Raw genomic sequence first — 21,541 nt, forward strand, 5'->3', positions numbered from 1 at the left:
GCTCTCCTCGGAAGGACTCGGAAGGATCGGGGGTCAGCTCTGGAGGCCGTGCATCAGGTACGGCTGGGCGGAGACCGTCCCGGAGGCGCTGGTGACCATGGCCTGGATCTCCACGGTCACGGAGGAGCTGAAGCGGGTGGTGATGTCGGGGACGATCAGGTTGGTGTGGTCGAAGGGCGCGCCCGCGTTGACGACGGGGCCCCACGGAGTGCCGTCGACGAGCACCCTCACCTGGCCGGTGGCGCCGCTGGAGACCCGGGTGTAGATCGCCAGCCGCATCCTCGGTTGCCAGATCGGGTTGACGGACCGGGAGATCGGTGACCAGGTCGTGGACGTCGTCTGCGCCCACTGGGGCGTGCCCAGGCTCTGCGGCGGCAGCATCTGCAGCCAGGGCCGGGCCAGGCCTCCGCTGTTGACGTCGTCCGAGACGATCTCGTGGTTGTACGCGTCGTAGAGCCGCAGCACCTGCTTGGAGGTGCCGGAGCCGTTGCCGTTGTACAGCGACAGCGCGGTCTCGCCGGTCTGGCGGCGTACCGCGAACCCGTACTCCTCACCGTTCCACTTGCCGACCTGGAGGGCGGCGGTGCCGTTGGGCAGCTTCACGGTGAGCGCGCCGTCTCTGATCTCGTTGAGCGCGGGGCGCGTGTTGACGGCGGTGGACAGGGCCTGGATCCGGCGTTCCATCTGGGTGAGCCGGTCGATGATGTCCTCGGGCAGCTGGGGCATCAGGCCTCCTCAAGGTAGAGCTCGGCGGTGTCGGGGCGGCCGCGCTCCGGGGGAGTGACCTTGACGCCGATGATCCGGTAGCGGGCGTCGAGGCCCTGGCTGTACCACTCGTCGGTGATCCGGATGCGGGCGACGCGGCCCAGGAGCTGTGGCGGGACTATCCCGCCGAGGTGGATGCTGATCGCCGGGATCACGACGGCGCCGCGGGCCTGGGCGAGCTCCACGTTGGCCAGCGAGTCGAGTGTGAGCGGGTCGGCTACCTCGTTGTGGTCCGAGGACAGGTCGAGCAGCGGCCAGCCGTCCTTGAGCAGATCGGTGGCGGTCTGCTGGGTGGAGACGAGCGGCCGGGACTCGGCGGCGGCGTTGGAGTTGACGGACGCGCCGCGGGCCACGGCGGTGGTGCCGCCGCGGGTCGCGTCGTACGGGAAGGAGTACGACAGGATGACGCCGGGCCGGTCGAAGACCAGGTCGGTCGCGCCGGTGACGATCTTGGGGGAACCGAGCCGGAGCTGCTTGATCCGGGCGCCGGTGACCGGGTCGCGGTAGACCAGGATCTGGTGCTCGAAGCCGTTCTCCAGGGCGGCGATCTGGTCGATCGCCTCCTGGTAGACGGTCTCGTCGCCGGGCCGCCAGGCGACCGTGCGCTTGAAGTCGGAGGTCTCCTCGCCGAAGGTGATGCCGAGGCGGGGAGGCTCCTTGCCGGCGGGGGCGCCCGGGTAGTTCTGGACGTCGAGTTCGCGCCAGAGCCGGCGGGCGATATCCAGCTGGTCGGTCGGGATGTCGTAGCGGATCTCGGTGCGGATGCGGCGACGGCTCGCGTACGAGTCGAAGGTGGCCGCCTGGATGCCGAGGGTCAGCACACCGCGGCCGCTGGACTGCAGGGTGGTGGTCCAGACGATGCCGCCCCACCACAGGTCCCCGCCGCGCTCCAGGTAGACCGCGGTGCGGCCCTCGCGGACCTTCTTGACCCGCTCGGCGATGGCCTTGTCGGGGATGGGGACGGTGCCGGACAGGGAGCCGGCCTTGCCGATGTAGTCGTCGAACTGGACGTCCCGCAGGGGCAGGATGTCGAGGGTCTGGTCGGTGAGCAGATCGCAGAAGATCGCCCGGTAGGGCGTGTCGAGACTCATGGGGCGGCTCTCACTGGATGAAGGTGGCGGTGAGGCGTACGATCCGGGTCGGCGGCGTGGCGGTCAGGACGCCGGTGGAGGACCACGTCCGCAGCGTGACGGTTCCGTTGGGATACACGGTGGCGCTGCCGGAGCCGTAGCCGTCGCTGGCCGTTGTCTCGGTGTCGAGCGCGGGGCGCCAGCCGGCGGGCAGCGTGCACAGCGTCTCGTCGGTGATGTTTCCCTGGCTGGTGGCGGTGATGTCGGCGCCGCTGCGGGTGACGGTGATGGCCATGGTGACGATCCCGCGGGTGCGCCGGGCGGCGAAGCCGACCAGTGACCAGCCCGTGGCCACGGTCACACCGGTGGAGAGGGTCTCCACCTCGACCGGCGGCTGGTAGTTCACCCAGGCGGTGCCGTTCCAGCGCTGGAGCACGCCGTTCGCCTCCCGGTACTGGCCGGTGTAACCGCCGGTGGACAGCGTCCCGTTGGGGGCGATGCCACCGATCTCCTTCGGGTACGCGACCCAGGCGGTGCCGTTCCAGCGCTGGAGGTAATGGGCCTCGTCGTTGTCCTGGTACTGGCCCGGGTACGCGCCCGCCACTCCGGCGTTGCCGTACACGGGCAGGATGCCGCCGATGCTCACGAGCGTCGTCCGGAGGTCGGTGACGGACCCGGGCGCGGACCACGGGATGCCGCCGGTCCCGGCGGAGGTCTTGGCGGGGACCTTGACGGAGAACAGCGGCAGTGAGAGCGGGGGCGCGTCCGGCGCCACCGGGTTGGCGACCTCGGCGCCCTTGACGATCTCGATGGCGGCTTCGCTCTTGTTCGACTTGTCGACATCGTCGTCGTACACGCGCAGGACGACGAGGTCGATGCGCGGATAGAGCGGGTGGCCGTCCGCGAAGGTGATGACGGTGTCCTCGTCGAGGGCGACCGGGTAGGCACCCTGGGCGGTCGACCCCTGGATGACGGCCCGGCCGTGGTAGACGGTCGCGGTCATCGGCCCGTTGCTGTTCAGCCACAGGCCGCCGACACGGAACTTGGGGTCGTAGGAGCCGGGCAGGATGCCGGAACGGGAGGCGAGCGGGCCCGTCGGGGTGGTGGCACCGAGGGCGGTGTGTCGGGTGTCCAGGCGGGTCTGGCCGGTGGGGGCGAGCCAGCCGGTGCGCAGTGTCATGGGGTCACTCCTGTCGGGGGAAGCGGACGGTGGGTCAGGCCTGCGGGTCGACGCGGATGAAGCAGTTGTCGAAATGCGCCTTCAGCGATGTGTTGGTGGTCTTGTAGTGCGGGGTGAGCGTGTAGCTGGCGCCCGGTGTCAGGTTGGAGAGGCGCTGTGTGGTCGAGGTGGAGACGGCACCGGTGGCCGCGGTCGAGGTGGAGCCCACCACGGCGTAATCGTCGGTTGTTATGTCGCGGTAGACCTCGGTGCCCTTGGTGATACGCAGGCTCATGAGGCCGGAGCCGGCGAGGTTCGTGCCGACCAGCGTGATCTTCGAGCCGAAGGTGAGGATGACGGCCTTGGACGCCGGCGCCGTGAACGTGAGCGTCAAGAGGGTCGTCCGGCCGGTCAGAGCCGTCCCGTAGGTCGTCGACACGGTGTACCCGGAGTCCAGCGAGTCGTTGAAGTACGGCCCCGGCACCGCCGGCACCCACGCGGAGCCGTTCCAGCGCTGGAGCTGGCCGCCCGCGGTGTCCCGGTACTGGCCCGTGTAGCTGGCGATGAGGGTGGACGCGCTGGACGGGACGATGCCGCCGAGCGCCGACGGGTACGGCACCCAGGCGCCGCCGTCCCAGCGCTGCAGGGCGCCGCCGGAGTCCTGGTACTGGCCCGGGTAGGCGCCCGGCTGGACCGTTTTCTCGACCGGGAGGATGCCGCCGATGGCGACGACCGAGTTGCGCAGGTCCTCGACGGAGGTGCTCCAGTTGATGCCGCCGTTGCCCGCGCTGGCGCCGGCGACGACGGTCACCTTCCACAGCGGGAGGCACAGCGCCGGAACGGCCGGGGGCTTCGGGGTCGGGCCGGCGGTGCCCTCGATGATCTCGATCTTCGCCTCGTTGAGGTTCGAGGACTTGTCGTACAGGTTGTCGTAGATCCTCAGGACGACCAGGTCGATGCGGGAGTACTGGGCGTTGCCGGCGGCGAAGGTGACCACCTCGGACGAGGTCAGCGTCACCGGGTAGAAGCCCTGGGAGGTCTGGCCCTGGATGACGGCCCGGCCCTCGTGGATCGTCGCCGACATGGCGGCGGTCCCCTCCAGCCGGAAGCCGGCCAGCCGGGACCGGCCGTCGTGGGAGCCCGGCAGGACGCCGGAGAGGGCCTGGACGGGGTTGGCCGGGGTGGTCGCGCCGATCTGGGTGAGGCGGGTGTCCTCGCGGGTCTGGCCGGTCTCGGCGACCCAGCTGCTGCGCAGGTTCATGGCGTTCTCCGATCGAAGAGCGGGAAGAAGGAGGTGCGGACAGGGGTCGTACGGGTCACCACTCGGCGCTGCGCCAGCGGACCGTCATCAGCGCGTCCTCGGTCGCCTTGTCGGGCCGGAAGGACAGCTCGGTGCGGCCCGGCTCCAGGGTGAACAGCTCCTCCGGGCTGGAGTCCGCCATCGCCGTATGCCGCCGGGAAGCGGTGTTGTTGAGCGTGACCGTGCCCGCGGCGGTGTCGACGACGAGCTCTTCGCCGGCCGCCAGGTCGATCGCGTACCGCAGCCGGCGCCGGTTGACCCCTTCGATGACGGTCGGCATGGAGCACGGACCGCTGAAGGCGATCACCGGGTGAGTGGGCGCGGAGCCGGTGTTCTCGACGACGGCGTCACCGGTGCTCTTCGCCTGACCCCAGTCGAGCGGCCAGGCGAGCGGCCAGGTCAGGCCGGCCTCGGGCTGCGGGGCCGTGGTGGTGGCGATCTCCTCGTTGACGGTGTAGCGGCGCGGGTCGGTGGCCAGCCACTGGACGGACATCCTGGAGCTGCCCTGCGTGGCGAAGCCCTGGTCGGTGGGTACGACGCGCTGGGCGATCCGGGCGCGCACGGCGAGCACCTCGCCGTGCAGCCGCACTGCGAGCCATCGCTCCTCGTCGAGCAGGGCGAGCGACTGCCGCAGGGCGCGGACGGCCTCGGCCGCGGCGCCGTACTCCGGCATCAGCACGATCGTCCCGCCGATCTTGCGCGGCTTGGCGTACCGGGCGCCCGGCCAGGCGCCGTGGGAGGTGGGACGCTCGGCGTCCGAGGAGTCGTACTCCGGCAGGTCCTCCCAGCCGGTGAGCCCGGACCGGTCGACGGCGAAGGGTGTCCCGGGGCCGATGAGAAGCCCGGCCCACTGCATCTGTCCGTCCTGGGTGATGAGTGAGCCGGGCGCGAGGTCGGCGGTGTACACGTTTGCGTCGTATGCGGTTGTGGTCTCGGCCATGGGGCCGTCACCTCACTTCTGATGGAGTGTCAGGGGTGGGCGGCCGCGAGGAAGAGCAGGTCCTCGGCGGTCGACCGGGGGCCGGCGCCGGGCTTCTCGTGGAAGTCCCGTATGCGGTGGGGCTGTCGGGGGGCCTCGGTGAGGGCCGGGATGCGGCGGTTCTCGAGCACGGTGAGCGGGTCGATGCGCGGCGCGTCGGCGGCGCCGGGGAAGACGACACCGCCCTCGGCGAGCATCGGGATCTTGTCGAGGTCGACGCCGAACTTCTTGCCGAGGATGTTGACGCTCAGCTTGTTGAGCCCGTCGATGATCCAGTTGGCGAAGGCGATGAGGCCGTTGATGGGACCCTTGACGACGCCGAGGACGGCGCTCAGGGCGCCCTTGACGAGGTCGCCCATGCCGCGCAGGGCCTTGGCCACGGCGTCCTTGGCGTGCCGGAAGAAGCCCGGGATCTTGTCGGTGATGAAGGACAGGATCGGCTTGACGGCGTTCTTGATCCCGCCGATGGTGCGCGAGGCGATCCCGCGCAGCGCGTTGGAGGCGGAGGTGACGGCCGTGCGGACCTTGGAGAGCCCGCTGATGCCGGAGCCGATGACCTTCAGTGCGGTGGTGAACAGGGTCAGATACGCCTTGAAGTAGGTCCCGACGGCCTGTCCGAGCACCTTCATGATCGGCTGGAGGAACTTCCAGACCGCCTGGAAGCCCTTCAGCGCCTGCTGGAAGACCTGCTTCATGATTCGTTGGCCGGTCTTGGTGTTCGCCGCGTACTCGATGAGCCACGCGGCGACGGGCACGAGGATGCCGACGAGGAAGCCGAGCGGGTTGGCACGCATGGCGACGTTGACGCCGGTCATCGCCACGGAGGCGATGGTCATGACCGTGTCGTATGTCTCCATCAGCTTGGTGATGGTGTCGGTGATGGGCAGCAGCGGCACCAGGATCGACAGGATGCCGCCGATCGCGGGGCCGAACTTCCCGGCGGCCGTCCTCGCCTTGCCCGCCGCGGCACCGATCCGCCGGATGCCGGTGGCTGCCGTGGACCGCTGGATCCGGCCGACGGAGGTCGCCGCGCCGGAGGCGTTGGTGCGGAGGGTGCGTACGGAGGAGCCGGCGGTACGCAGTTCGGTGGCGAGCTGGGACATGCCGCCGGCCGCCCGCTGGACGTCCTGCTTGAGCCGCTTGAGCGTGTCGCCCGCTCCTTCGGCGCCCCGCCGCAGGGAGGACATCACCGGGGTGACGCGCCCGAACGCCGGCATGCGGACTGCGGCGGCACTCATCCGCGGGCCTTGGCCAGGTACATCAGCGCGTCCGCCGTCGACTGCGGGTCACTGCCCCGGGCCGCGTGGTAGTGCTCGATGTGCAGCCCGGCGCCCGCGCCGCCGCGCTGGTGGTCGTGCGCCGCCATGCGGGCGCGGCGGGCGGTGAGGGCGAGCAGCCGGTCCAGCTTGGAGAGCGGGAGGACGGCCTCGGCCTCGCCGGCCTCGGCGAGGATCGCCGGGACACCGCCGTGGCGGGGCATGACGACACCACCGGTGGCGAGCATGGGGATGGTGGGGATGTTGACGCCGAAGGTCTTGCCGCCGACGAGCGGCACCCAGCCGGGGACGCTGACCTTGACGCCGTTGACGGCGCTGATCATGCGGTTGATCAGGCCGATGACGGCGTTGATCGGGCCGGACACGCCACTCTTGATGCCCTCGAACGCCCGGGACGCGATGCCCTTGAGGCCGTTCCAGATCGAGGACATCTTGTCCTTGACGGCCCGGAAGGCGTTCGGGATCGCGGTCTTGATCCAGTTCACCACCGGGGTGATGACGGCCTTGATGCCCTTCCAGACGGTGCCGATGACCGTCTTGATCGCTTTCATGACCGTGGTGATGACCGTCTTCCAGATCTTCACGTAGGTCTTGATGACGGTCGCGACGGCCTTGACGACGGTGGAGATGGCCTTCTTGATGCCGTTCCAGACCGTCTTGATCAGCGAACCGGCCTTCTTCATGATCGGGCCGATGGCCTTCATGACCGAGCTGATCACGGATTTGATGGCGCCGAAGGCCGTCTTGATGATCCTCTGCATCGTCTTCGACTCGGTCGCCATATCGACGACCTTCTCGATGAGCGGCATGAAGAGTTCGAGCAGACGGGCGAGGAAGTTGCCCTTCATGGACTTGTTGAGCTTGTCCTGGCCCTTGGCCGCCTTGCCCGCGCCGGACTCGTATTTACCCATCTTGGTGCCGGCGGACTCGGAGGTCTTGCCCGCCTTCATCATGGACTTTTCGGCCTGGTCCGAGGCTGTCTTCAGATTTTTGAGCTGGGTGCTGGAGCTCTGGGAGCTGCTCCTGAGGTTCTTGAGCTGCCCATTCGCCGAGTTACCGGCGTCACCGACCTTCTTGATCGAGGTCGCGGCGCCGGATGCCTGCGTCTTGAGGGATCCGAGGGAGCCGCCCGCCTTCTTGAGAGAACTGACGAGACTCATTCCTTACCTCCTTTCAGTCGATGGGGAATCAGGAGCCGATGGCCCCGGAAGCGGTGCGGGCGGCGTTGGCGAGTGCATCGAAGCGTTCCCGGAGCGTTCCCGTCGTATTGACGAGCCGGCCGGCGGCATCCGCCGTGTTGTTCATCCTGTTGGCCGTGGGCATTTTCTCCTTCAGGTGTCCGAAAGCATCCGCCGTCTTACTTATGGAGCGAGCGGATGGCAATTGGCGCGACTGCTCGTTGAATGTCCTGAGATGAGGGTTGATTTCTTCCAGCTTCTCCTTGAGTGCACTGATGTTCTCGGGCTGTAGCGACGGGGGTATCGCGCGGAGGGCAGCGAGCGCATCGACATCGGCCCGTCGCTGGAGCCGCGGGATGCCGCCGTCGTTGGGCGCGATAATGCGACCATTGGGGTTGGCTTCCGTGCGGGTGAGGCGTTCAATGATCCAGTTGAGCCCCTTGGCCCAGTCGAGCTTGAGCGCGAATGTAGCGAGCAGTGCGGCGACACCGAGGAGGATCTTGTTGACGAGTCCTTCCTCCTTGATGGCCGCGACCACGTCTTTCAGTCCGAGGGCCTCGAAGATGGACTCCCAGAGGGTTTTCACCTCCTTGTCTGGCCCTTTCTTGACGGCCGTGATGATTTCGGCGGTGCGCTCCTTGAAAGACGTGACGGTGACGTGATTGTTCGCCTTCAGGTCACTTCTGACGCCGCTGACCTCTGTTTTTACGTCGTCGATCCTTGTGAGGACCTCGGAATTATCTTGAGTCATTTCCACCTCAATGGTTGACCGTTGTCCGAATGGCTGCTATTTTTCCGTCCGTCCGTACGGGGGTAAGGAATGGGTTTCAGTGGGCGTCGTCCTTGTTGTCGCGGGTTCCTTCATCGCATTCGCCGGTCTTGCTTTCTCGTCCGTTGTCATTCCGCATCTCACGGCGTTCCTTCGATATCGGCACTTGGAGTGGAATGGGGTCGCCGGTGAGGCCGTGTGTGTGGCCCATGCACCCACCGCCGACGCGCGCACGAAGGTGTTTCTCGACATCCGCGTCCAGGGTGAGGAGGGGCGGACGGTCCGGATGAGTGAGCGCCAGTACCCGCCACCTGTCGCAGTTGGGGAGGTGAGGCCCGTGGTCTACGACCGACGGGACCCCCGCCGGGCGAAGATCGGCGTGGCAGGGGTCGACTTCGGCTCCCGTAGCGAACTGGGTGTCGCGCGGCGCCTGCTGCTCGTGGGGCTGCCCGTCTTCGCGCTCGGGGCGCTCCTGGTCGTGATTGCCTGAAGCGGGCAGGGTGAAACGGAATGAGAGGACCCGACCTCATGGGCCGGGTCTCACGGTTTTGCGAGCTCGCTGGGCCAAGTGCCGGGCCCTCGACGGGCACGGGAGTCCGGTGCGGTTCAGGAGGAGCGTCGACGACGCAGTTCGGCGAGTGCGTCGTTCCAGCCGGCCGTGTACGCGCGGGTCTCGCGAGCCGCGATTTCGGCGTCGAGGGTGGCGAGGAGGGCGCGCTTGTCGAGGGGGCCGGGGCGGTGCAGAAGCTCGTTGAGGCGGTCGTGAAGGGTGGTCTGTGTGCGACTTGCCTCGGATTGCGGCATTGGTGCCCCCTGACTTCCGATTACTTGCGAGTGCGATCGGGGCGCGGGTCTCCCTGCGGCCTCCGCTCTATCGACTGTATCGAACTGGCGTACGAATCGGTTGTCGAACGTGGCTTCGTCATGTGTCGAGCACGAAAGGCCCCGTGTCGCCCGCCGGAGCCCGCTTCGAACACATGAGGGGGTGTCAACAACCTTGCGGTACGCTGACGTCTGCCCTCCTCACGTGTGAAGTCGCAGGTCGCCGAACACGCGCCACCATGGGAGGCACGGGTGGAGGACCGTCCGCGTTCCAGGGGTGCCGGGGCAGCCTGGGGTGGGAAGGCAGTGCGGATTCATGGACGGAAACAGGGCAGTGGGAGGAAGCGTTCCCCCGGTCGACTGGTTCGAGCAGTCGCCCGACCTCCCTCATCTCATCGCCTGGATCTCCGAACTCGTCTTCCGGCACGGTTACTCACCCGCCGACCTCGTGGTGCTGCCCCGCGCCGAGAGCGACCGGCGCGAGACGGCAGCCTTCACCGCCGGATGGGCCGAGGCCGTCACCGAGGAACTCCCGCGCATCCGGCGCGAGTACGAGAAGCGCGTCGCCGACGCATACGCCCAGGGGCAGCGTGACGCCCAGGGCATACGGCGGCCGCGGCGACGCATCGAAGGCCCCGTGGACGGGGCCCAGGTGATCCCGCTGCCTTTCACCCAGTTCCTCGAACCGCCGGCCGTCGTGGTCGAGACCGAGGAGCGGGTCCGCCGCGAACGCGAGCGCTTCGACCAGAGCCCGGGCCAGGGGCATATGCATACGTCCGCACTCCCGGACGACGAGCGCTCGCGCCCGCACACCGAGGAAGAAGCCGTTCCCGGCCCGGACGTCCTGTTCTCCACCCAGGACATACAGGTGCCCAAGACCCCGCAACCGGCACGGAAGGTCGTACGCGGCAAGGGCGGACGGCCCGTTGTGCCGCCGCTCGCCGGTGTACCCGCACAGTCAGGGGCCACAGCCCAACGCCGTGCCTCCGAAGCATCCGAACCGAATGCGCGTGAGCGCAAGGGGCGCAGGCTCTCGGAGCGGGCCCGGGCACTGGAGGGCGAACTGTCCGAGCGAGCACCGGAAGCGCCCCCGGAGTCCAACCTCTGAAACGGGATGGACTCCGAGGGCTGTTGGCTCACCCGAAGAACCGGGCGAGCCTTTCCGGTGACGGTGCCGCCTCCCCGTCCTCCGGGGCATCGGTGTCGTCGGTGTCCTCGTCCGGATCGTGGCCTCCCGGACGCGGTACCGGCGTCGGCGGTTCGGGCGGGTCGTCGTCCTCGCCCGTGTTGACGCAGGCGAACATCCAGTTGGCGACGGCCAGATGGTCCACCGCCGCCGCGAGCAGATGGTCGGAGATCGACCACTCCGCGGCCTCGCCGTGCAGCTCCCGCTGCACGGCGCTGTCTTGCGGCAGATGCTTGATCAGAGTCATGACGCGCCGGCTGGAGAGCTCACCGCGGTACCAGTCGAGGAGATCGGTGCCGTAGTAGCGGAGGAGGTCCGCTTCAAGGGCCTCGGCGTGTTCGTCGACGAACGCGACGAGGCTCAGTCTTCCCCCAGGCCGAGCCCGGTCTCCTTGCCGTACGCCTCCAGGATGGCGGCGATGTCCTGCATCGTGATGTCGTGCTGCTCGAAGCGAGCGAACTGCTTCTCACCCATCAGGAGTTCGAGCAGACCGTCCACGTCGTTGTCGTCGAGCCTGCGCAGCGCCTTGGCGGTCGACCGGCTGAGCTCGGTGGGGAGTTCGTAGGATTCGCCGTCCAGCTCGAAGGACCACTTGCGGCCGGTGGCCTCCAGGCGCTGGGCGCGGGCGGCGTTGACGTCGAAACGGGCCATGGTGATGCGTACTCCTTGTTCGAGTGAGTGAAGAGGAGAGGGGGTGGGGCGGGACGGTCGGGCCGTCCCGCCCCTGGGGGGAAGGGTCAGGCGGTCGTGGAGTACTGGCCGTCCTTCATGATGAAGCTGGCCAGCGCCTTGCCGTCGCCCTTCGACATGGCGGTGAAGGTGATGCCCAGCTGGGCCGCGGACTTGCGGGCCAGCTTGATGTCGTCGGACGCGGTGACCTGGCCGCGCGGGATGTAGAAGCGGTACTTCACCACGTCCGTGGTGCCCGCCTTGACGTCGGTGAACTCCAGGCCAAGGGCGCGCACGTCGGAGAACGGGCGCTCGGCGATGTCGTAGCGGTAGATGTCGGTGCCGGCGGTGCCCTCCGCCTTGACGTCGCCGCCGCCCATGAAGAACGGCAGCGTGTCCTCGTTGAACTGGAGCAGCGAGAACTTCAGCGTGAGGTCACGGGCGGAGTAGATGTAGTGCACCGGGGAGACCGACTGCCACGAGTCGACCGGCTCCAGCTTGTCCTTCTTCGAGAAGGTGACGCCTTCGCCGGAGGTGAAGCCGAGGTCCTTCCAGTCGAGGTCGGTCCAGTCGGCGGCGGAGTCGGCGCCGAAGGTGGCCGGGGCGTCGGTGTCGGCGGTGGCGACGTAGAGGCGGCCGGTGCCGGCGACGCGGATCTCGGCGGAGTTGGTTCCTGCCATGGTGGGTTTCTCCTTGATGAGAGGGGTGTGAGTGAGCGCCGCCCCGGGCATCGGACCCGGGTACGGCAAAGGCCCCGCCGTACGGCAGGGCCTGGTCTGTGGGGTGAGCGTCCGTCAGGGAGCCGGACCGGCTCAGAAGACGCTCAGGGAGAGCTGGATGACGCAGAGGTAGCGGTTGGCGCCTCGGTAGAGGTAGTCGGGCATCCAGCGCGGCCCGTCCATCTCCTCCACGTCCTGGACGAGGTTGCTGCCGATCTGCTTGCCGATGGTGGCGAGCAGCGCGCGCCGGGCCGCGTTGGCGAGGGTGTGGGCGGCGTTCTTGCTCGGGCCGTACACCTCGAACTCGATCAGCGGCTTGTCGAGGTGCAGGTCGCCGATCCAGGCACCGCCGCGGCGGTTGACGAGGACGGCGCTCTGCGTGCCGTCGAAGCCGGTCGGCGGGTTGACGGCAACCGTGGCGCCGGCCAGGGCGGGATCGGCCTTGAGGACGTCGACGACCAGCTTCTCGACGTCTGGGAAAGCACTCGGGGGAGTGGTCATGACGGTTCTCCTCGGGAACGTGAGAGCGTGAGGGCCGCCGCCGGGGCGCTCCCACGGGGAAGGGGGGCGCACGGCGCGGGAGCGCGCCCGGACAGCGGACGGCGGAGCTGCGGCCCGTCCTGCGGGCACAGCTCCGCCGCTGCACCAACTGTGACAGAGAGCGTGCGCGCACGCAACTAGTTCTGTGAGGTCGTGGAAAAGGTCCTCACGGCACCCCCACCCCGCGTATGCGAAACCGCCCCGCGTCCAGGGACGGACGTGGGGCGCGGGGGGATGCGGGATCGGGCGCGGGCGGGCGCGGGCGGTGGCGGGCCAGGCGTCCCACGGCACCCCTTCTTCCCCGCATACGCGAAAGCGCCCCGCGTCCAGGGACGGACGCGGGGCGCTGGGAACGGATGCGGGATCAGGCGCCGGTGGGGCGCGGGTGGCGGCGGCGGGCCAGGCGTTCGGCGGCGAAGACGTCCTCCAGACGGAAGAGCTGCGCACGGCCGGCCTTGCCCGCCGCCTTCAGATGGCCCAGCTGGACCCACTTGCGAATGGTCGCCGGGGCGACCCCGGCCTCCTCGGCGGCGAGCGGGCCGGGGATCAGCGCCGGCAGGGACAGGGACGGTGAGGTCAGCACGAGGTCTCCTCCATCACGTTCGTCGAATCCATCGCCGCGGCGATCTCCTCGGTGCGGGCGCCCGACGCGTCCGCCAGCTCGCTCCACTCCTCCTCCGGCCACAGGTGCCGGTAGGAGGGGTCGTCCTGGCAGCCGCAGCTCTCGTCGGTGCACACGCACGCCGGGTTGACGCACAGCACCGCCCGGCGATCCGGGAAGGCGCGCAGCGACACCGAGTCGCACCAGGGGCAGCGCCCCGAGACCCGGACGACGGTCTCCGTGTCCCCGAGTGTGCGTGCGCACCGGCGGGCCATCCGGCGGATCTCGTTGCGCACGTGCCGGGCCAGGACGGGGTGGGCCGCGATGTCGTCGAGCAGTCCGACGACGCGCCGGAGCCGCTCGATCACCCCCGCCCGCGGCGGCCGCGGCAGCCCGAGGCGCGAGCGCACCGCCTCCTCCAGTTCCACCACGCCGTCGGTGATGTCCCGGATGGCGTCGGACACATGAAGCCGTATCGGCGCGGCGCCATGACCGGGCACGGCGAGCCCGTGCCGCTGCTGGAGGAGCAGTGCCTCGCGTCGCTCCTCCCGGATGAGTTCGTCCCGCCCCGGGTGCGGTGCGGTGGGGGTCGTCCCGGCGGCCGAGCGCCGCCCGGGCGCCAGCTCCTCCGTGAGCTCCGGGAACTGTTGTACGAGGGAGGCGGTCCAGAGCGCGATGTCCCGCAGGACGGGCTCGTCGGTGTACTCAGCCACGACCGCCCCCCGTGATCTCGGTCGCACGGGCGGAGGTGCCGGCGGACGCGACGGCGGTCCCGCCCGGTCGACGGGTCGTCGCCCTGCGCTTCGCGGCCACCGGGCGGCCGTTGCGCCACAGGCGCCCCGCGCAGACGCCGTCGAACCAGCTCTCCGCGGGTGCGACGGCCGCCTCGCACTCGCGCTGCACGAGGCAGACGGCGCAGGCGCGCAGCGCCGGGGCCGCCTGCTGGGAGCGGCGGGCGAAGACGACGGACGGGGAGAGGCCGGCGCACGCGGCGGCGGCCTGCCATGAGGAGGAGTCGGGCAGGTGCAAGGTGTTTCTCCACGGTCCGGGGCCACCGGGCGTCCTGTGGGGCCTGTGGGGCCTCTGGGGCTCAGGGGGCCGACGAGTGCGGCGGCGAGCCAGCGTGACATGTTGCGTGCGAGCGCGCAACTACTTCGCGAGGGTGGCTTCTTCGATTCGACACAGTTGCGTGCTCGAAAGCACGTAATTCCGTGCGCGCAAGCACGCTAAGGTGGGGGCCGGAGGCGTGTGAAGTGAGGAGCGGCACATGACCAGTCATGGGCTGGATGAGTTCGCAGGCTGGGTCGAGAGCCTGATGCGGCAGCGCGGCTATGACATCGACAGCCCGCGCGGTGGAGGGAAGTCCCGGATGGCGGACGAGGCCGGGGTGCATCGTGCTGCCCTGACCCGGCTGCTTCAGCGGCAGAGCATGCCCGACCTGGAGACCATGCGCAGGATCGCCCCGCTGCTGGGGGTGTCCGTCCGGGACATGCTCATCAGGTCGGGACGGGTGACCTCGGAGGAGCTTCCGCTGACCGCGGACCTGCTGCCACCGAGCGACTGGCAGCCGTCGATGGAGGACTTCGCCCGCTGGCTCGGGGTGCCCGAGGAGCGGATGGGGGTCTTCATCAAGGTGGTGAACCAGTTCCTGGAGCCCGAGGAAGAAGGTGAGCACGGTGGGGACGCGGCCGAGGCGAAGCGCGCCGCTCGCGACTGAGCCGAGCGCCGGGCGGACCGCCGCCCGCGAGGACGCCGAGGAGTCGGGGTGGAGGTCACCCCGACTCCTTCGGTTGTTCCCCCGGCCGTAGTGGGCGCCGCCCCGAGCGCTTGCACCGTGGCGCATCGCTGACGCCGCCGGCCCGTCGTCGTCGGCCGTCGCGGTCGACGCTGCCCGGGCTGTCGCGCCCTGTCCCTTCCCCGGTTCTTCGGGGCCGGCCGGGCGTTCCCGCGCGTCGACATTTGTTTTGACCGGAGTTCGTGCGGTAGGTACGCTCAGACCTTGTGCCTGGGGTGTGCCTGGGCTCGTGTGCGTGCCTTCAGCCGCATGGCGAGTCCGAGAACGGCCGCCGCGATCCGCGCCCTCATCCGCCCTCGGCGGAGGTCTGCAGGATTCGACACACCCGACCGCGTGGGTCGGCGAAGTTCCGGGTTAGCTTTACTACACGGCACACAGAAACCGGAGAAGTAGTGCCTACGATCCAGCAGCTGGTCCGCAAGGGCCGGCAGGACAAGGTCGAGAAGAACAAGACGCCCGCACTCGAGGGTTCGCCCCAGCGCCGCGGCGTCTGCACGCGTGTGTTCACGACCACCCCGAAGAAGCCGAACTCGGCCCTCCGCAAGGTCGCGCGTGTGCGCCTGACCTCGGGTATCGAGGTCACGGCCTACATCCCGGGTGAGGGACACAACCTGCAGGAGCACTCCATCGTGCTCGTGCGTGGTGGCCGTGTGAAGGACCTGCCGGGTGTTCGCTACAAGATCATCCGCGGTTCGCTGGACACCCAGGGTGTCAAGAACCGCAAGCAGGCCCGCAGCCGTTACGGCGCCAAGAAGGAGAAGTAAGAATGCCTCGTAAGGGCCCCGCCCCGAAGCGCCCGGTCATCATCGACCCGGTTTACGGTTCTCCTCTGGTGACCTCGCTGATCAACAAGATCCTGCTCAACGGCAAGCGTTCCACCGCTGAGCGCATCGTCTACGGCGCCATGGAAGGCATCCGCGAGAAGACGGGCAACGACCCGGTCATCACGCTGAAGCGCGCCCTCGAGAACGTCAAGCCGGCGCTCGAGGTCAAGTCCCGCCGTGTCGGTGGCGCCACCTACCAGGTGCCGATCGAGGTCAAGCCCGGCCGCGCCTCCACCCTCGCGCTGCGCTGGCTCGTGGGCTACTCCCGCGCCCGTCGCGAGAAGACCATGACCGAGCGCCTCATGAACGAGCTCCTGGACGCCGCCAACGGCCTGGGTGCTTCGGTCAAGAAGCGCGAGGACACGCACAAGATGGCCGAGTCCAACAAGGCCTTCGCCCACTACCGCTGGTAGTCACTACCCCCATCGAAACCGAGAGAAGACTGAAGCCTTATGGCTACCACTTCGCTTGACCTGGCCAAGGTGCGCAACATCGGCATCATGGCCCACATCGACGCGGGCAAGACGACGACCACCGAGCGGATCCTGTTCTACACCGGCGTTTCGTACAAGATCGGCGAGACCCACGAGGGCTCCGCCACGATGGACTGGATGGAGCAGGAGCAGGAGCGCGGCATCACGATCACGTCCGCCGCGACGACCTGTCACTGGCCGCTCGAGGACGTCGACCACACCATCAACATCATCGACACCCCGGGTCACGTGGACTTCACCGTCGAGGTGGAGCGTTCGCTCCGCGTGCTCGACGGTGCCGTGACGGTGTTCGACGGTGTCGCCGGTGTCGAGCCGCAGTCCGAGACGGTGTGGCGTCAGGCCGACCGTTACGGCGTGCCCCGTATCTGCTTCGTCAACAAGCTGGACCGGACCGGCGCCGAGTTCCACCGCTGCGTCGAAATGATCTCGGACCGCCTCGGTGCGACCCCGATCGTCATGCAGCTCCCGATCGGTGCCGAGGCGAACTTCCAGGGCGTTGTCGACCTGGTCCGCATGAAGGCCCTGGTCTGGTCCGCCGAGGCCACCAAGGGCGAGATGTACGACGTCGTCGACATCCCGGCCACCCACACCGAGGCTGCCGAGGAATGGCGCGGCAAGCTCCTCGAGACGGTCGCCGAGAACGACGAAGAGATCATGGAGCTGTACCTCGAGGGCCAGGAGCCTTCCGAGGAGCAGCTGTACGCCGCGATCCGTCGTGTCACCATCGCGTCCGGCAACGCCGACGTCACCACGGTGACCCCGGTGTTCTGTGGCACCGCGTTCAAGAACAAGGGTGTTCAGCCCCTGCTCGACGCGGTCGTGCGCTTCCTGCCCTCCCCGCTCGACATCGAGGCCATCGAGGGCCACGACGTCAAGGACGCGGAGACGGTCGTCAAGCGCAAGCCGTCCGAGGACGAGCCGCTCGCGGCGCTGGCGTTCAAGATCATGAGCGACCCGCACCTCGGCAAGCTCACCTTCGTCCGTGTGTACTCCGGCCGCCTGGAGTCCGGCACCTCGGTGCTGAACTCCGTCAAGGGCAAGAAGGAGCGCATCGGCAAGATCTACCGCATGCACGCCAACAAGCGTGAGGAGATCGAGGCGGTGGGCGCCGGCGACATCGTCGCCGTCATGGGTCTGAAGCAGACCACGACCGGCGAGACGCTGTGCGACGACAAGAACCCGGTGATCCTGGAGTCCATGGACTTCCCGGCGCCGGTCATCGAGGTCGCGATCGAGCCCAAGTCCAAGGGTGACCAGGAGAAGCTGGGTGTCGCCATCCAGCGTCTCGCGGAGGAGGACCCCTCCTTCCAGGTTCACACCAACGAGGAGACCGGCCAGACCGTCATCGGCGGTATGGGCGAGCTTCACCTCGAGGTGCTCGTCGACCGTATGAAGCGTGAGTTCAAGGTCGAGGCCAACGTCGGCAAGCCGCAGGTCGCGTACCGCGAGACCATCCGCAAGACGGTCGAGCGCGTCGACTACACCCACAAGAAGCAGACCGGTGGTACCGGTCAGTTCGCCAAGGTGCAGATCGCGATCGAGCCGCTCGAGGGTGGCGACACCTCGTACGAGTTCGTGAACAAGGTCACCGGTGGCCGCATCCCCAAGGAGTACATCCCCTCGGTGGACGCCGGCTGCCAGGAGGCGATGCAGTTCGGCATCCTGGCCGGCTACGAGATGACGGGCGTTCGCGTCATTCTTCTCGACGGTGGCTACCACGAGGTCGACTCCTCCGAGCTCGCGTTCAAGATCGCCGGTTCGCAGGCCTTCAAGGAGGCCGCGCGCAAGGCTTCGCCCGTGCTCCTCGAGCCGATGATGGCCGTTGAGGTCACCACGCCCGAGGACTACATGGGTGAGGTCATCGGCGACATCAACTCCCGCCGTGGCCAGATCCAGGCCATGGAGGAGCGTGCCGGCGCCCGCGTTGTCAAGGGCCTGGTGCCGCTGTCGGAGATGTTCGGCTACGTCGGCGACCTCCGCAGCAAGACCTCGGGTCGCGCAAGCTACTCGATGCAGTTCGACTCCTACGCCGAGGTTCCGCGGAACGTCGCCGAGGAGATCATCGCGAAGGCCAAGGGCGAGTAACTCACCCGAGTACACGCTTTAGGCTTGACACCGACCGTCGGGGAGCGACTCCGCATACGGAGGGACTCCCCGGTGGCCGGTAACCCAGCAAAGATCACCCTGGCGCCGATGAGTAAGGCGTACAGAACCACTCCACAGGAGGACCCCAGTGGCGAAGGCGAAGTTCGAGCGGACTAAGCCGCACGTCAACATCGGCACCATCGGTCACATCGACCACGGTAAGACGACCCTCACGGCCGCCATTACCAAGGTGCTGCACGACGCGTACCCGGAACTGAACGAGGCCTCGGCCTTCGACCAGATCGACAAGGCTCCTGAGGAGCGCCAGCGCGGTATCACCATCTCCATCGCGCACGTCGAGTACCAGACCGAGTCGCGTCACTACGCCCACGTCGACTGCCCCGGTCACGCGGACTACATCAAGAACATGATCACCGGTGCCGCGCAGATGGACGGCGCCATCCTCGTGGTCGCCGCCACCGACGGCCCGATGCCGCAGACCAAGGAGCACGTGCTCCTGGCCCGCCAGGTCGGCGTTCCGTACATCGTTGTCGCCCTGAACAAGGCCGACATGGTGGACGACGAGGAGATCCTGGAGCTCGTCGAGCTCGAGGTGCGTGAGCTCCTCTCCGAGTACGAGTTCCCGGGCGACGACGTTCCGGTCGTCCGTGTCTCCGCTCTGAAGGCCCTCGAGGGCGACAAGGAGTGGGGTGGCAAGCTCCTCGACCTGATGAAGGCCGTGGACGAGTCCATCCCGACCCCCGAGCGCGACGTCGACAAGCCGTTCCTGATGCCGATCGAGGACGTCTTCACGATCACCGGTCGTGGCACCGTCGTCACCGGTCGTATCGAGCGTGGTCTGCTCAAGGTCAACGAGACCGTCGACATCATCGGCATCAAGCCGGAGAAGACCACCACCACGGTCACCGGCATCGAGATGTTCCGCAAGCTGCTCGACGAGGGCCAGGCCGGTGAGAACGTCGGTCTGCTGCTCCGTGGCATCAAGCGCGAGGACGTCGAGCGCGGCCAGGTCATCATCAAGCCGGGTTCGGTCACCCCGCACACCGACTTCGAGGCCCAGGCCTACATCCTCTCCAAGGACGAGGGTGGCCGCCACACGCCGTTCTTCAACAACTACCGTCCGCAGTTCTACTTCCGTACCACGGACGTGACGGGCGTTGTGACCCTCCCCGAGGGCACCGAGATGGTCATGCCGGGCGACAACACCGAGATGTCCGTCCAGCTGATCCAGCCGGTCGCCATGGAGGAGGGCCTGAAGTTCGCCATCCGTGAGGGTGGCCGGACCGTCGGCGCCGGCCAGGTCACCAAGATCGTCAAGTAAGTTTTGACGGTTTGACCTGGTAGCTCGCTCCACGAGCACCAACTGAAGGGCCCCGGGACTCGTCCCGGGGCCCTTCGGCATGTGCGCCCAGCATGGGCGATTGCTTGGGGGTGAAAGTCCCCTGGGGGAAGAGGTGGTGCTAACCCCGAGCCGGAGGCAAGGGCGTCATCGTGAGGTGGGGTCTGGAGGAAGCCCGAGGCGAGACCTGGGTACCGAGGAACACGAACCGTGTATGAGGCGTGCTGGTCGGGTGAGCCTGCATGGCAAGGCGAAGCCCGTCACTGCCAAGAGGGCCAGTGCGTAAACGCGGCGGAGATCCAGGGACAGTGATCGTTCTTACCTGGGGAGATCTGTTCGGGTGTCGGTTGTGCTGAGGTGTCGCCGCGCCGACGGAGTGGGCCGGGAGGCCGACTCTGACCGGGCAGAAGTCAGCAGAGGCCGTAGTACCAGCCGGGATGGCCGCCGCTTGGCGGTGGGCTGGGAAGGGCCGAACATCGAGTGGAACGGGTGATGTGGTGGTTGCTCGTGCTGGTCACATGGACCGCGGCAAGTCCGCTTCGGCGGTGCCGACCGGGGAGGGACCGGTGCATTCCGGAAGTGTCCCGGCGGAGCGTAGTGGCCGGTCGGCGCACTCCATGGAGGACGTTCACCGGGAGCGGGAGTCCTCGCTGTGGGAGCGGATGCTCTCCAGGGAGAACCTGCTCGCGGCGCTCAACCGCGTCGAAGTGAACCGGGGTGCACCCGGAGTGGATGGCATGACTACGGCTGAGTTGCGGCCGTGGATCGCAGTGCACTGGCCTGAAGTGAGGGCCGAACTCGACGCGGGCATCTACCGGCCGGCGCCGGTCCGTCAGGTGATCATCCCGAAGCCTGGTGGCGGCGAGCGGATGCTGGGGGTGCCGCGGGTGCTGGACCGCTTGATCCAGCAGGCCATCGCGCAAGTACTCGTGCCCATCTTCGACCCGCAGTTCTCGGGGTCGTCCTTCGGATTCCGTCCCGGCCGGTCCGCCCATCAGGCGGTCCGGGTCGCGCGGCGGGCGATCGAGGACGGCTACCGGTGGGTCGTGGACCTTGATCTGGACCGGTTCTTCGACCGGGTCCAGCATGACGTCCTGATGGCGCGGGTCGCGCGCAAGGTCGCTGACCGCAGGGTCTTGAGACTGGTCCGCAGGTATTTGGAAGCCGGGATCATGGTGGACGGCATCAAGATGCCGAGCGAAGAGGGGACCCCGCAGGGGTCCCCGCTGTCGCCGGTGCTGTCGAACATCATGCTCGACGACCTGGACCGGGAACTGTTCAGGCGCGGTCACCGGTTCGTGCGCTACGCCGACGACGTGCGCGTCTTCGTGCGGAGCGAACGAGCCGCCAGAAGGGTGCTCGCCTCGGTCACGGCCGTGGTCGAGCAGCGGCTGAAACTGATGGTCAACCGGGAGAAGTCGAAGGTGGGCCACGCCCGCTCGGCGGTGCTGCTGGGGTTCGGCTTCTACTTCACCCGGGCCGGGGTCAGGATCCGGGTCGATCCGAAGGCGGTCAAGCGCCTGAAGGACCGGCTGCGGGAGTTGACCTCGCGCCGGTGGAGCATCGCGATGGATGAACGCATCGCGAAGATCAACCGCTTCACCACCGGATGGATGGGCTACTTCCAGCTAGCGGACACCCCGAAGGTGTTCAGGGAGCTGGACGAGTGGTTCCGCCGCAGGATGCGGCAGATCCGCTGGAAGGAATGGAAGCTCCCCAAGGCCCGGTTCAGGAACCTCCGCGAGCTCGGCATCGCCGAGTGGAAGGCCCGCGAATGGGCGGGCAGCGGCAAGGGTTACTGGCGGATCGCGGGATCGGCTGTCCTTCAGCGGGCGATGCCCAACTCTCACTGGGACGACCTCGGCCTGCGCATGCTCAAGCCGACCTGGCAACGGTTGAGATCAGCTTGATGAACCGCCGGATGCGTGGCCCGCATGTCCGGTGGTGTG

At 68.2% G+C, this 21,541-nt stretch carries 24 protein-coding genes; 8 read left to right on the forward strand and 16 right to left on the reverse strand.

All coding sequences use genetic code 11. The features are described from left to right. Nucleotides 1-33 precede the first annotated feature (33 nt). Genes ABD858_RS18895 through ABD858_RS18930 form a run of 8 tightly spaced genes read right to left on the reverse strand, consistent with a single transcriptional unit; the run spans nucleotide 34 to nucleotide 8,479 of the window. Complete coding sequence (locus ABD858_RS18895; RefSeq protein WP_345039020.1) at nucleotides 34-726, reverse strand: hypothetical protein; 693 nt, start codon at nucleotides 724-726, stop codon at nucleotides 34-36. Beyond that, nucleotides 726-1,856 carry a hypothetical protein gene (locus ABD858_RS18900; RefSeq protein ID WP_345039022.1) on the reverse strand — a complete coding sequence of 377 codons (1,131 nt, stop codon included), beginning with the start codon at nucleotides 1,854-1,856 and terminating at the stop codon, nucleotides 726-728. Before ABD858_RS18900 ends, ABD858_RS18895 begins: the two co-directional genes overlap by 1 nt. 10 nt (nucleotides 1,857-1,866) lie before the next feature. Further along, nucleotides 1,867-3,015 carry a hypothetical protein gene (locus ABD858_RS18905; RefSeq protein ID WP_345039024.1) on the reverse strand — a complete coding sequence of 383 codons (1,149 nt, stop codon included), beginning with the start codon at nucleotides 3,013-3,015 and terminating at the stop codon, nucleotides 1,867-1,869. Between the two features lie 34 nt (nucleotides 3,016-3,049). Beyond that, on the reverse strand, nucleotides 3,050-4,255 hold the full coding sequence (locus tag ABD858_RS18910) for a hypothetical protein (protein ID WP_345039027.1): 1,206 nt from the start codon (nucleotides 4,253-4,255) through the stop codon (nucleotides 3,050-3,052). Between the two features lie 55 nt (nucleotides 4,256-4,310). Next, the gene (locus ABD858_RS18915) at nucleotides 4,311-5,234 is read right to left on the reverse strand and encodes a phage distal tail protein (RefSeq protein ID WP_345039029.1); all 924 of its coding nucleotides are present in this window, start codon (nucleotides 5,232-5,234) and stop codon (nucleotides 4,311-4,313) included. A gap of 29 nt (nucleotides 5,235-5,263) precedes the next feature. Beyond that, the gene (locus tag ABD858_RS18920) at nucleotides 5,264-6,511 is read right to left on the reverse strand and encodes a phage tail tape measure protein (protein WP_345039032.1); all 1,248 of its coding nucleotides are present in this window, start codon (nucleotides 6,509-6,511) and stop codon (nucleotides 5,264-5,266) included. Then, nucleotides 6,508-7,710 (reverse strand): phage tail protein, encoded by a 1,203-nt coding sequence (locus tag ABD858_RS18925; protein WP_345039034.1) that lies wholly within the window; start codon nucleotides 7,708-7,710, stop codon nucleotides 6,508-6,510. Before ABD858_RS18925 ends, ABD858_RS18920 begins: the two co-directional genes overlap by 4 nt. Nucleotides 7,711-7,738: 28 nt before the next feature. Then, entirely contained in the window at nucleotides 7,739-8,479 is a 741-nt protein-coding gene (locus tag ABD858_RS18930) for a hypothetical protein (RefSeq protein ID WP_345039036.1), read from the reverse strand. Between the two features lie 79 nt (nucleotides 8,480-8,558). On the opposite strand from ABD858_RS18930, the gene ABD858_RS18935 reads away from it, so the two are divergent. Then, nucleotides 8,559-8,987, forward strand: coding sequence for a DUF3592 domain-containing protein (locus tag ABD858_RS18935; protein ID WP_345039039.1), 429 nt, complete (start codon nucleotides 8,559-8,561; stop codon nucleotides 8,985-8,987). Nucleotides 8,988-9,103: 116 nt separating this feature from the next. Here the strand turns inward: ABD858_RS18935 and ABD858_RS18940 are convergent, their stop codons facing one another. Further along, nucleotides 9,104-9,301 carry a hypothetical protein gene (locus ABD858_RS18940; protein WP_345039041.1) on the reverse strand — a complete coding sequence of 66 codons (198 nt, stop codon included), beginning with the start codon at nucleotides 9,299-9,301 and terminating at the stop codon, nucleotides 9,104-9,106. Nucleotides 9,302-9,635: 334 nt separating this feature from the next. Between ABD858_RS18940 and ABD858_RS18945 the strand changes: the two genes are divergently transcribed. Continuing rightward, nucleotides 9,636-10,427: a hypothetical protein gene (locus ABD858_RS18945; RefSeq protein WP_345039044.1), complete on the forward strand. Its 792-nt coding sequence runs from the start codon at nucleotides 9,636-9,638 to the stop codon at nucleotides 10,425-10,427. A 28-nt stretch (nucleotides 10,428-10,455) separates the two neighbouring features. Here the strand turns inward: ABD858_RS18945 and ABD858_RS18950 are convergent, their stop codons facing one another. The 7 genes from ABD858_RS18950 to ABD858_RS18980 all read right to left on the reverse strand — a co-directional run bounded on the left by ABD858_RS18950 (nucleotide 10,456) and on the right by ABD858_RS18980 (nucleotide 14,063). Beyond that, a complete protein-coding gene (locus ABD858_RS18950; RefSeq protein WP_345039046.1) occupies nucleotides 10,456-10,752 on the reverse strand; it encodes a hypothetical protein in 297 nt (98 codons plus the stop codon). A 113-nt stretch (nucleotides 10,753-10,865) separates the two neighbouring features. Continuing rightward, entirely contained in the window at nucleotides 10,866-11,156 is a 291-nt protein-coding gene (locus ABD858_RS18955) for a hypothetical protein (protein WP_345039048.1), read from the reverse strand. 86 nt (nucleotides 11,157-11,242) lie between these two features. Further along, nucleotides 11,243-11,854, reverse strand: a complete 612-nt coding sequence (locus tag ABD858_RS18960; RefSeq protein WP_345039050.1) for a phage tail tube protein — start codon at nucleotides 11,852-11,854, stop codon at nucleotides 11,243-11,245. 132 nt (nucleotides 11,855-11,986) lie between these two features. Further along, a complete protein-coding gene (locus ABD858_RS18965) occupies nucleotides 11,987-12,394 on the reverse strand; it encodes a hypothetical protein (protein ID WP_345039052.1) in 408 nt (135 codons plus the stop codon). A 403-nt stretch (nucleotides 12,395-12,797) separates the two neighbouring features. Further along, complete coding sequence (locus ABD858_RS18970; protein WP_345039054.1) at nucleotides 12,798-13,016, reverse strand: MerR family transcriptional regulator; 219 nt, start codon at nucleotides 13,014-13,016, stop codon at nucleotides 12,798-12,800. Continuing rightward, nucleotides 13,010-13,747 carry a hypothetical protein gene (locus tag ABD858_RS18975; RefSeq protein ID WP_345039056.1) on the reverse strand — a complete coding sequence of 246 codons (738 nt, stop codon included), beginning with the start codon at nucleotides 13,745-13,747 and terminating at the stop codon, nucleotides 13,010-13,012. The genes ABD858_RS18970 and ABD858_RS18975 overlap by 7 nt, the downstream gene beginning before the upstream one ends. Then, nucleotides 13,740-14,063 (reverse strand): WhiB family transcriptional regulator, encoded by a 324-nt coding sequence (locus ABD858_RS18980; protein WP_345039058.1) that lies wholly within the window; start codon nucleotides 14,061-14,063, stop codon nucleotides 13,740-13,742. Before ABD858_RS18980 ends, ABD858_RS18975 begins: the two co-directional genes overlap by 8 nt. A gap of 238 nt (nucleotides 14,064-14,301) precedes the next feature. Here ABD858_RS18980 and ABD858_RS18985 point away from each other — a divergent pair, with 238 nt between their 5' ends. The 6 genes from ABD858_RS18985 (at nucleotide 14,302) to ltrA (ending at nucleotide 21,502) form a co-directional block, all read left to right on the forward strand. Continuing rightward, a complete protein-coding gene (locus tag ABD858_RS18985) occupies nucleotides 14,302-14,751 on the forward strand; it encodes a helix-turn-helix domain-containing protein (protein ID WP_345039061.1) in 450 nt (149 codons plus the stop codon). Nucleotides 14,752-15,221: 470 nt separating this feature from the next. After that, entirely contained in the window at nucleotides 15,222-15,593 is a 372-nt protein-coding gene (gene rpsL / locus ABD858_RS18990; protein ID WP_003948652.1) for a 30S ribosomal protein S12, read from the forward strand. Between the two features lie 2 nt (nucleotides 15,594-15,595). Then, complete coding sequence (rpsG, locus tag ABD858_RS18995) at nucleotides 15,596-16,066, forward strand: 30S ribosomal protein S7 (RefSeq protein ID WP_345039064.1); 471 nt, start codon at nucleotides 15,596-15,598, stop codon at nucleotides 16,064-16,066. Between the two features lie 39 nt (nucleotides 16,067-16,105). Next, nucleotides 16,106-18,232, forward strand: a complete 2,127-nt coding sequence (fusA, locus tag ABD858_RS19000) for an elongation factor G (protein ID WP_345039068.1) — start codon at nucleotides 16,106-16,108, stop codon at nucleotides 18,230-18,232. Nucleotides 18,233-18,380: 148 nt separating this feature from the next. Beyond that, nucleotides 18,381-19,574, forward strand: a complete 1,194-nt coding sequence (tuf, locus tag ABD858_RS19005; RefSeq protein WP_345039070.1) for an elongation factor Tu — start codon at nucleotides 18,381-18,383, stop codon at nucleotides 19,572-19,574. A 635-nt stretch (nucleotides 19,575-20,209) separates the two neighbouring features. Then, complete coding sequence (ltrA, locus tag ABD858_RS19010) at nucleotides 20,210-21,502, forward strand: group II intron reverse transcriptase/maturase (protein ID WP_345035340.1); 1,293 nt, start codon at nucleotides 20,210-20,212, stop codon at nucleotides 21,500-21,502. Nucleotides 21,503-21,541: the final 39 nt, after the last annotated feature.

This window comes from Streptomyces sannanensis (assembly GCF_039536205.1).
GTDB lineage: Bacteria > Actinomycetota > Actinomycetes > Streptomycetales > Streptomycetaceae > Streptomyces > Streptomyces sannanensis.

Excerpts from the sequence above, each read along its gene's own strand:
- ABD858_RS18895 (WP_345039020.1), bottom strand. The coding sequence starts at position 726 with ATGCCCCAGCTGCCCGAGGACATCATCGACCGGCTCACCCAGATGGAA.
- ABD858_RS18955 (WP_345039048.1), bottom strand. The coding sequence starts at position 11,156 with ATGGCCCGTTTCGACGTCAACGCCGCCCGCGCCCAGCGCCTGGAGGCC.
- ABD858_RS18910 (WP_345039027.1), bottom strand. The coding sequence starts at position 4,255 with ATGAACCTGCGCAGCAGCTGGGTCGCCGAGACCGGCCAGACCCGCGAG.
- ABD858_RS18930 (WP_345039036.1), bottom strand. The coding sequence starts at position 8,479 with ATGACTCAAGATAATTCCGAGGTCCTCACAAGGATCGACGACGTAAAA.
- ABD858_RS18945 (WP_345039044.1), top strand. The coding sequence starts at position 9,636 with ATGGACGGAAACAGGGCAGTGGGAGGAAGCGTTCCCCCGGTCGACTGG.
- rpsG (WP_345039064.1), top strand. The coding sequence starts at position 15,596 with ATGCCTCGTAAGGGCCCCGCCCCGAAGCGCCCGGTCATCATCGACCCG.
- ABD858_RS18965 (WP_345039052.1), bottom strand. The coding sequence starts at position 12,394 with ATGACCACTCCCCCGAGTGCTTTCCCAGACGTCGAGAAGCTGGTCGTC.
- ABD858_RS18915 (WP_345039029.1), bottom strand. The coding sequence starts at position 5,234 with ATGGCCGAGACCACAACCGCATACGACGCAAACGTGTACACCGCCGAC.
- ABD858_RS18950 (WP_345039046.1), bottom strand. The coding sequence starts at position 10,752 with ATGACTCTGATCAAGCATCTGCCGCAAGACAGCGCCGTGCAGCGGGAG.
- ABD858_RS18960 (WP_345039050.1), bottom strand. The coding sequence starts at position 11,854 with ATGGCAGGAACCAACTCCGCCGAGATCCGCGTCGCCGGCACCGGCCGC.
- fusA (WP_345039068.1), top strand. The coding sequence starts at position 16,106 with ATGGCTACCACTTCGCTTGACCTGGCCAAGGTGCGCAACATCGGCATC.
- ABD858_RS18940 (WP_345039041.1), bottom strand. The coding sequence starts at position 9,301 with ATGCCGCAATCCGAGGCAAGTCGCACACAGACCACCCTTCACGACCGC.
- ABD858_RS18900 (WP_345039022.1), bottom strand. The coding sequence starts at position 1,856 with ATGAGTCTCGACACGCCCTACCGGGCGATCTTCTGCGATCTGCTCACC.
- ABD858_RS18920 (WP_345039032.1), bottom strand. The coding sequence starts at position 6,511 with ATGAGTGCCGCCGCAGTCCGCATGCCGGCGTTCGGGCGCGTCACCCCG.
- ABD858_RS18925 (WP_345039034.1), bottom strand. The coding sequence starts at position 7,710 with ATGAGTCTCGTCAGTTCTCTCAAGAAGGCGGGCGGCTCCCTCGGATCC.
- ABD858_RS18985 (WP_345039061.1), top strand. The coding sequence starts at position 14,302 with ATGACCAGTCATGGGCTGGATGAGTTCGCAGGCTGGGTCGAGAGCCTG.
- ABD858_RS18905 (WP_345039024.1), bottom strand. The coding sequence starts at position 3,015 with ATGACACTGCGCACCGGCTGGCTCGCCCCCACCGGCCAGACCCGCCTG.
- ltrA (WP_345035340.1), top strand. The coding sequence starts at position 20,210 with ATGGAGGACGTTCACCGGGAGCGGGAGTCCTCGCTGTGGGAGCGGATG.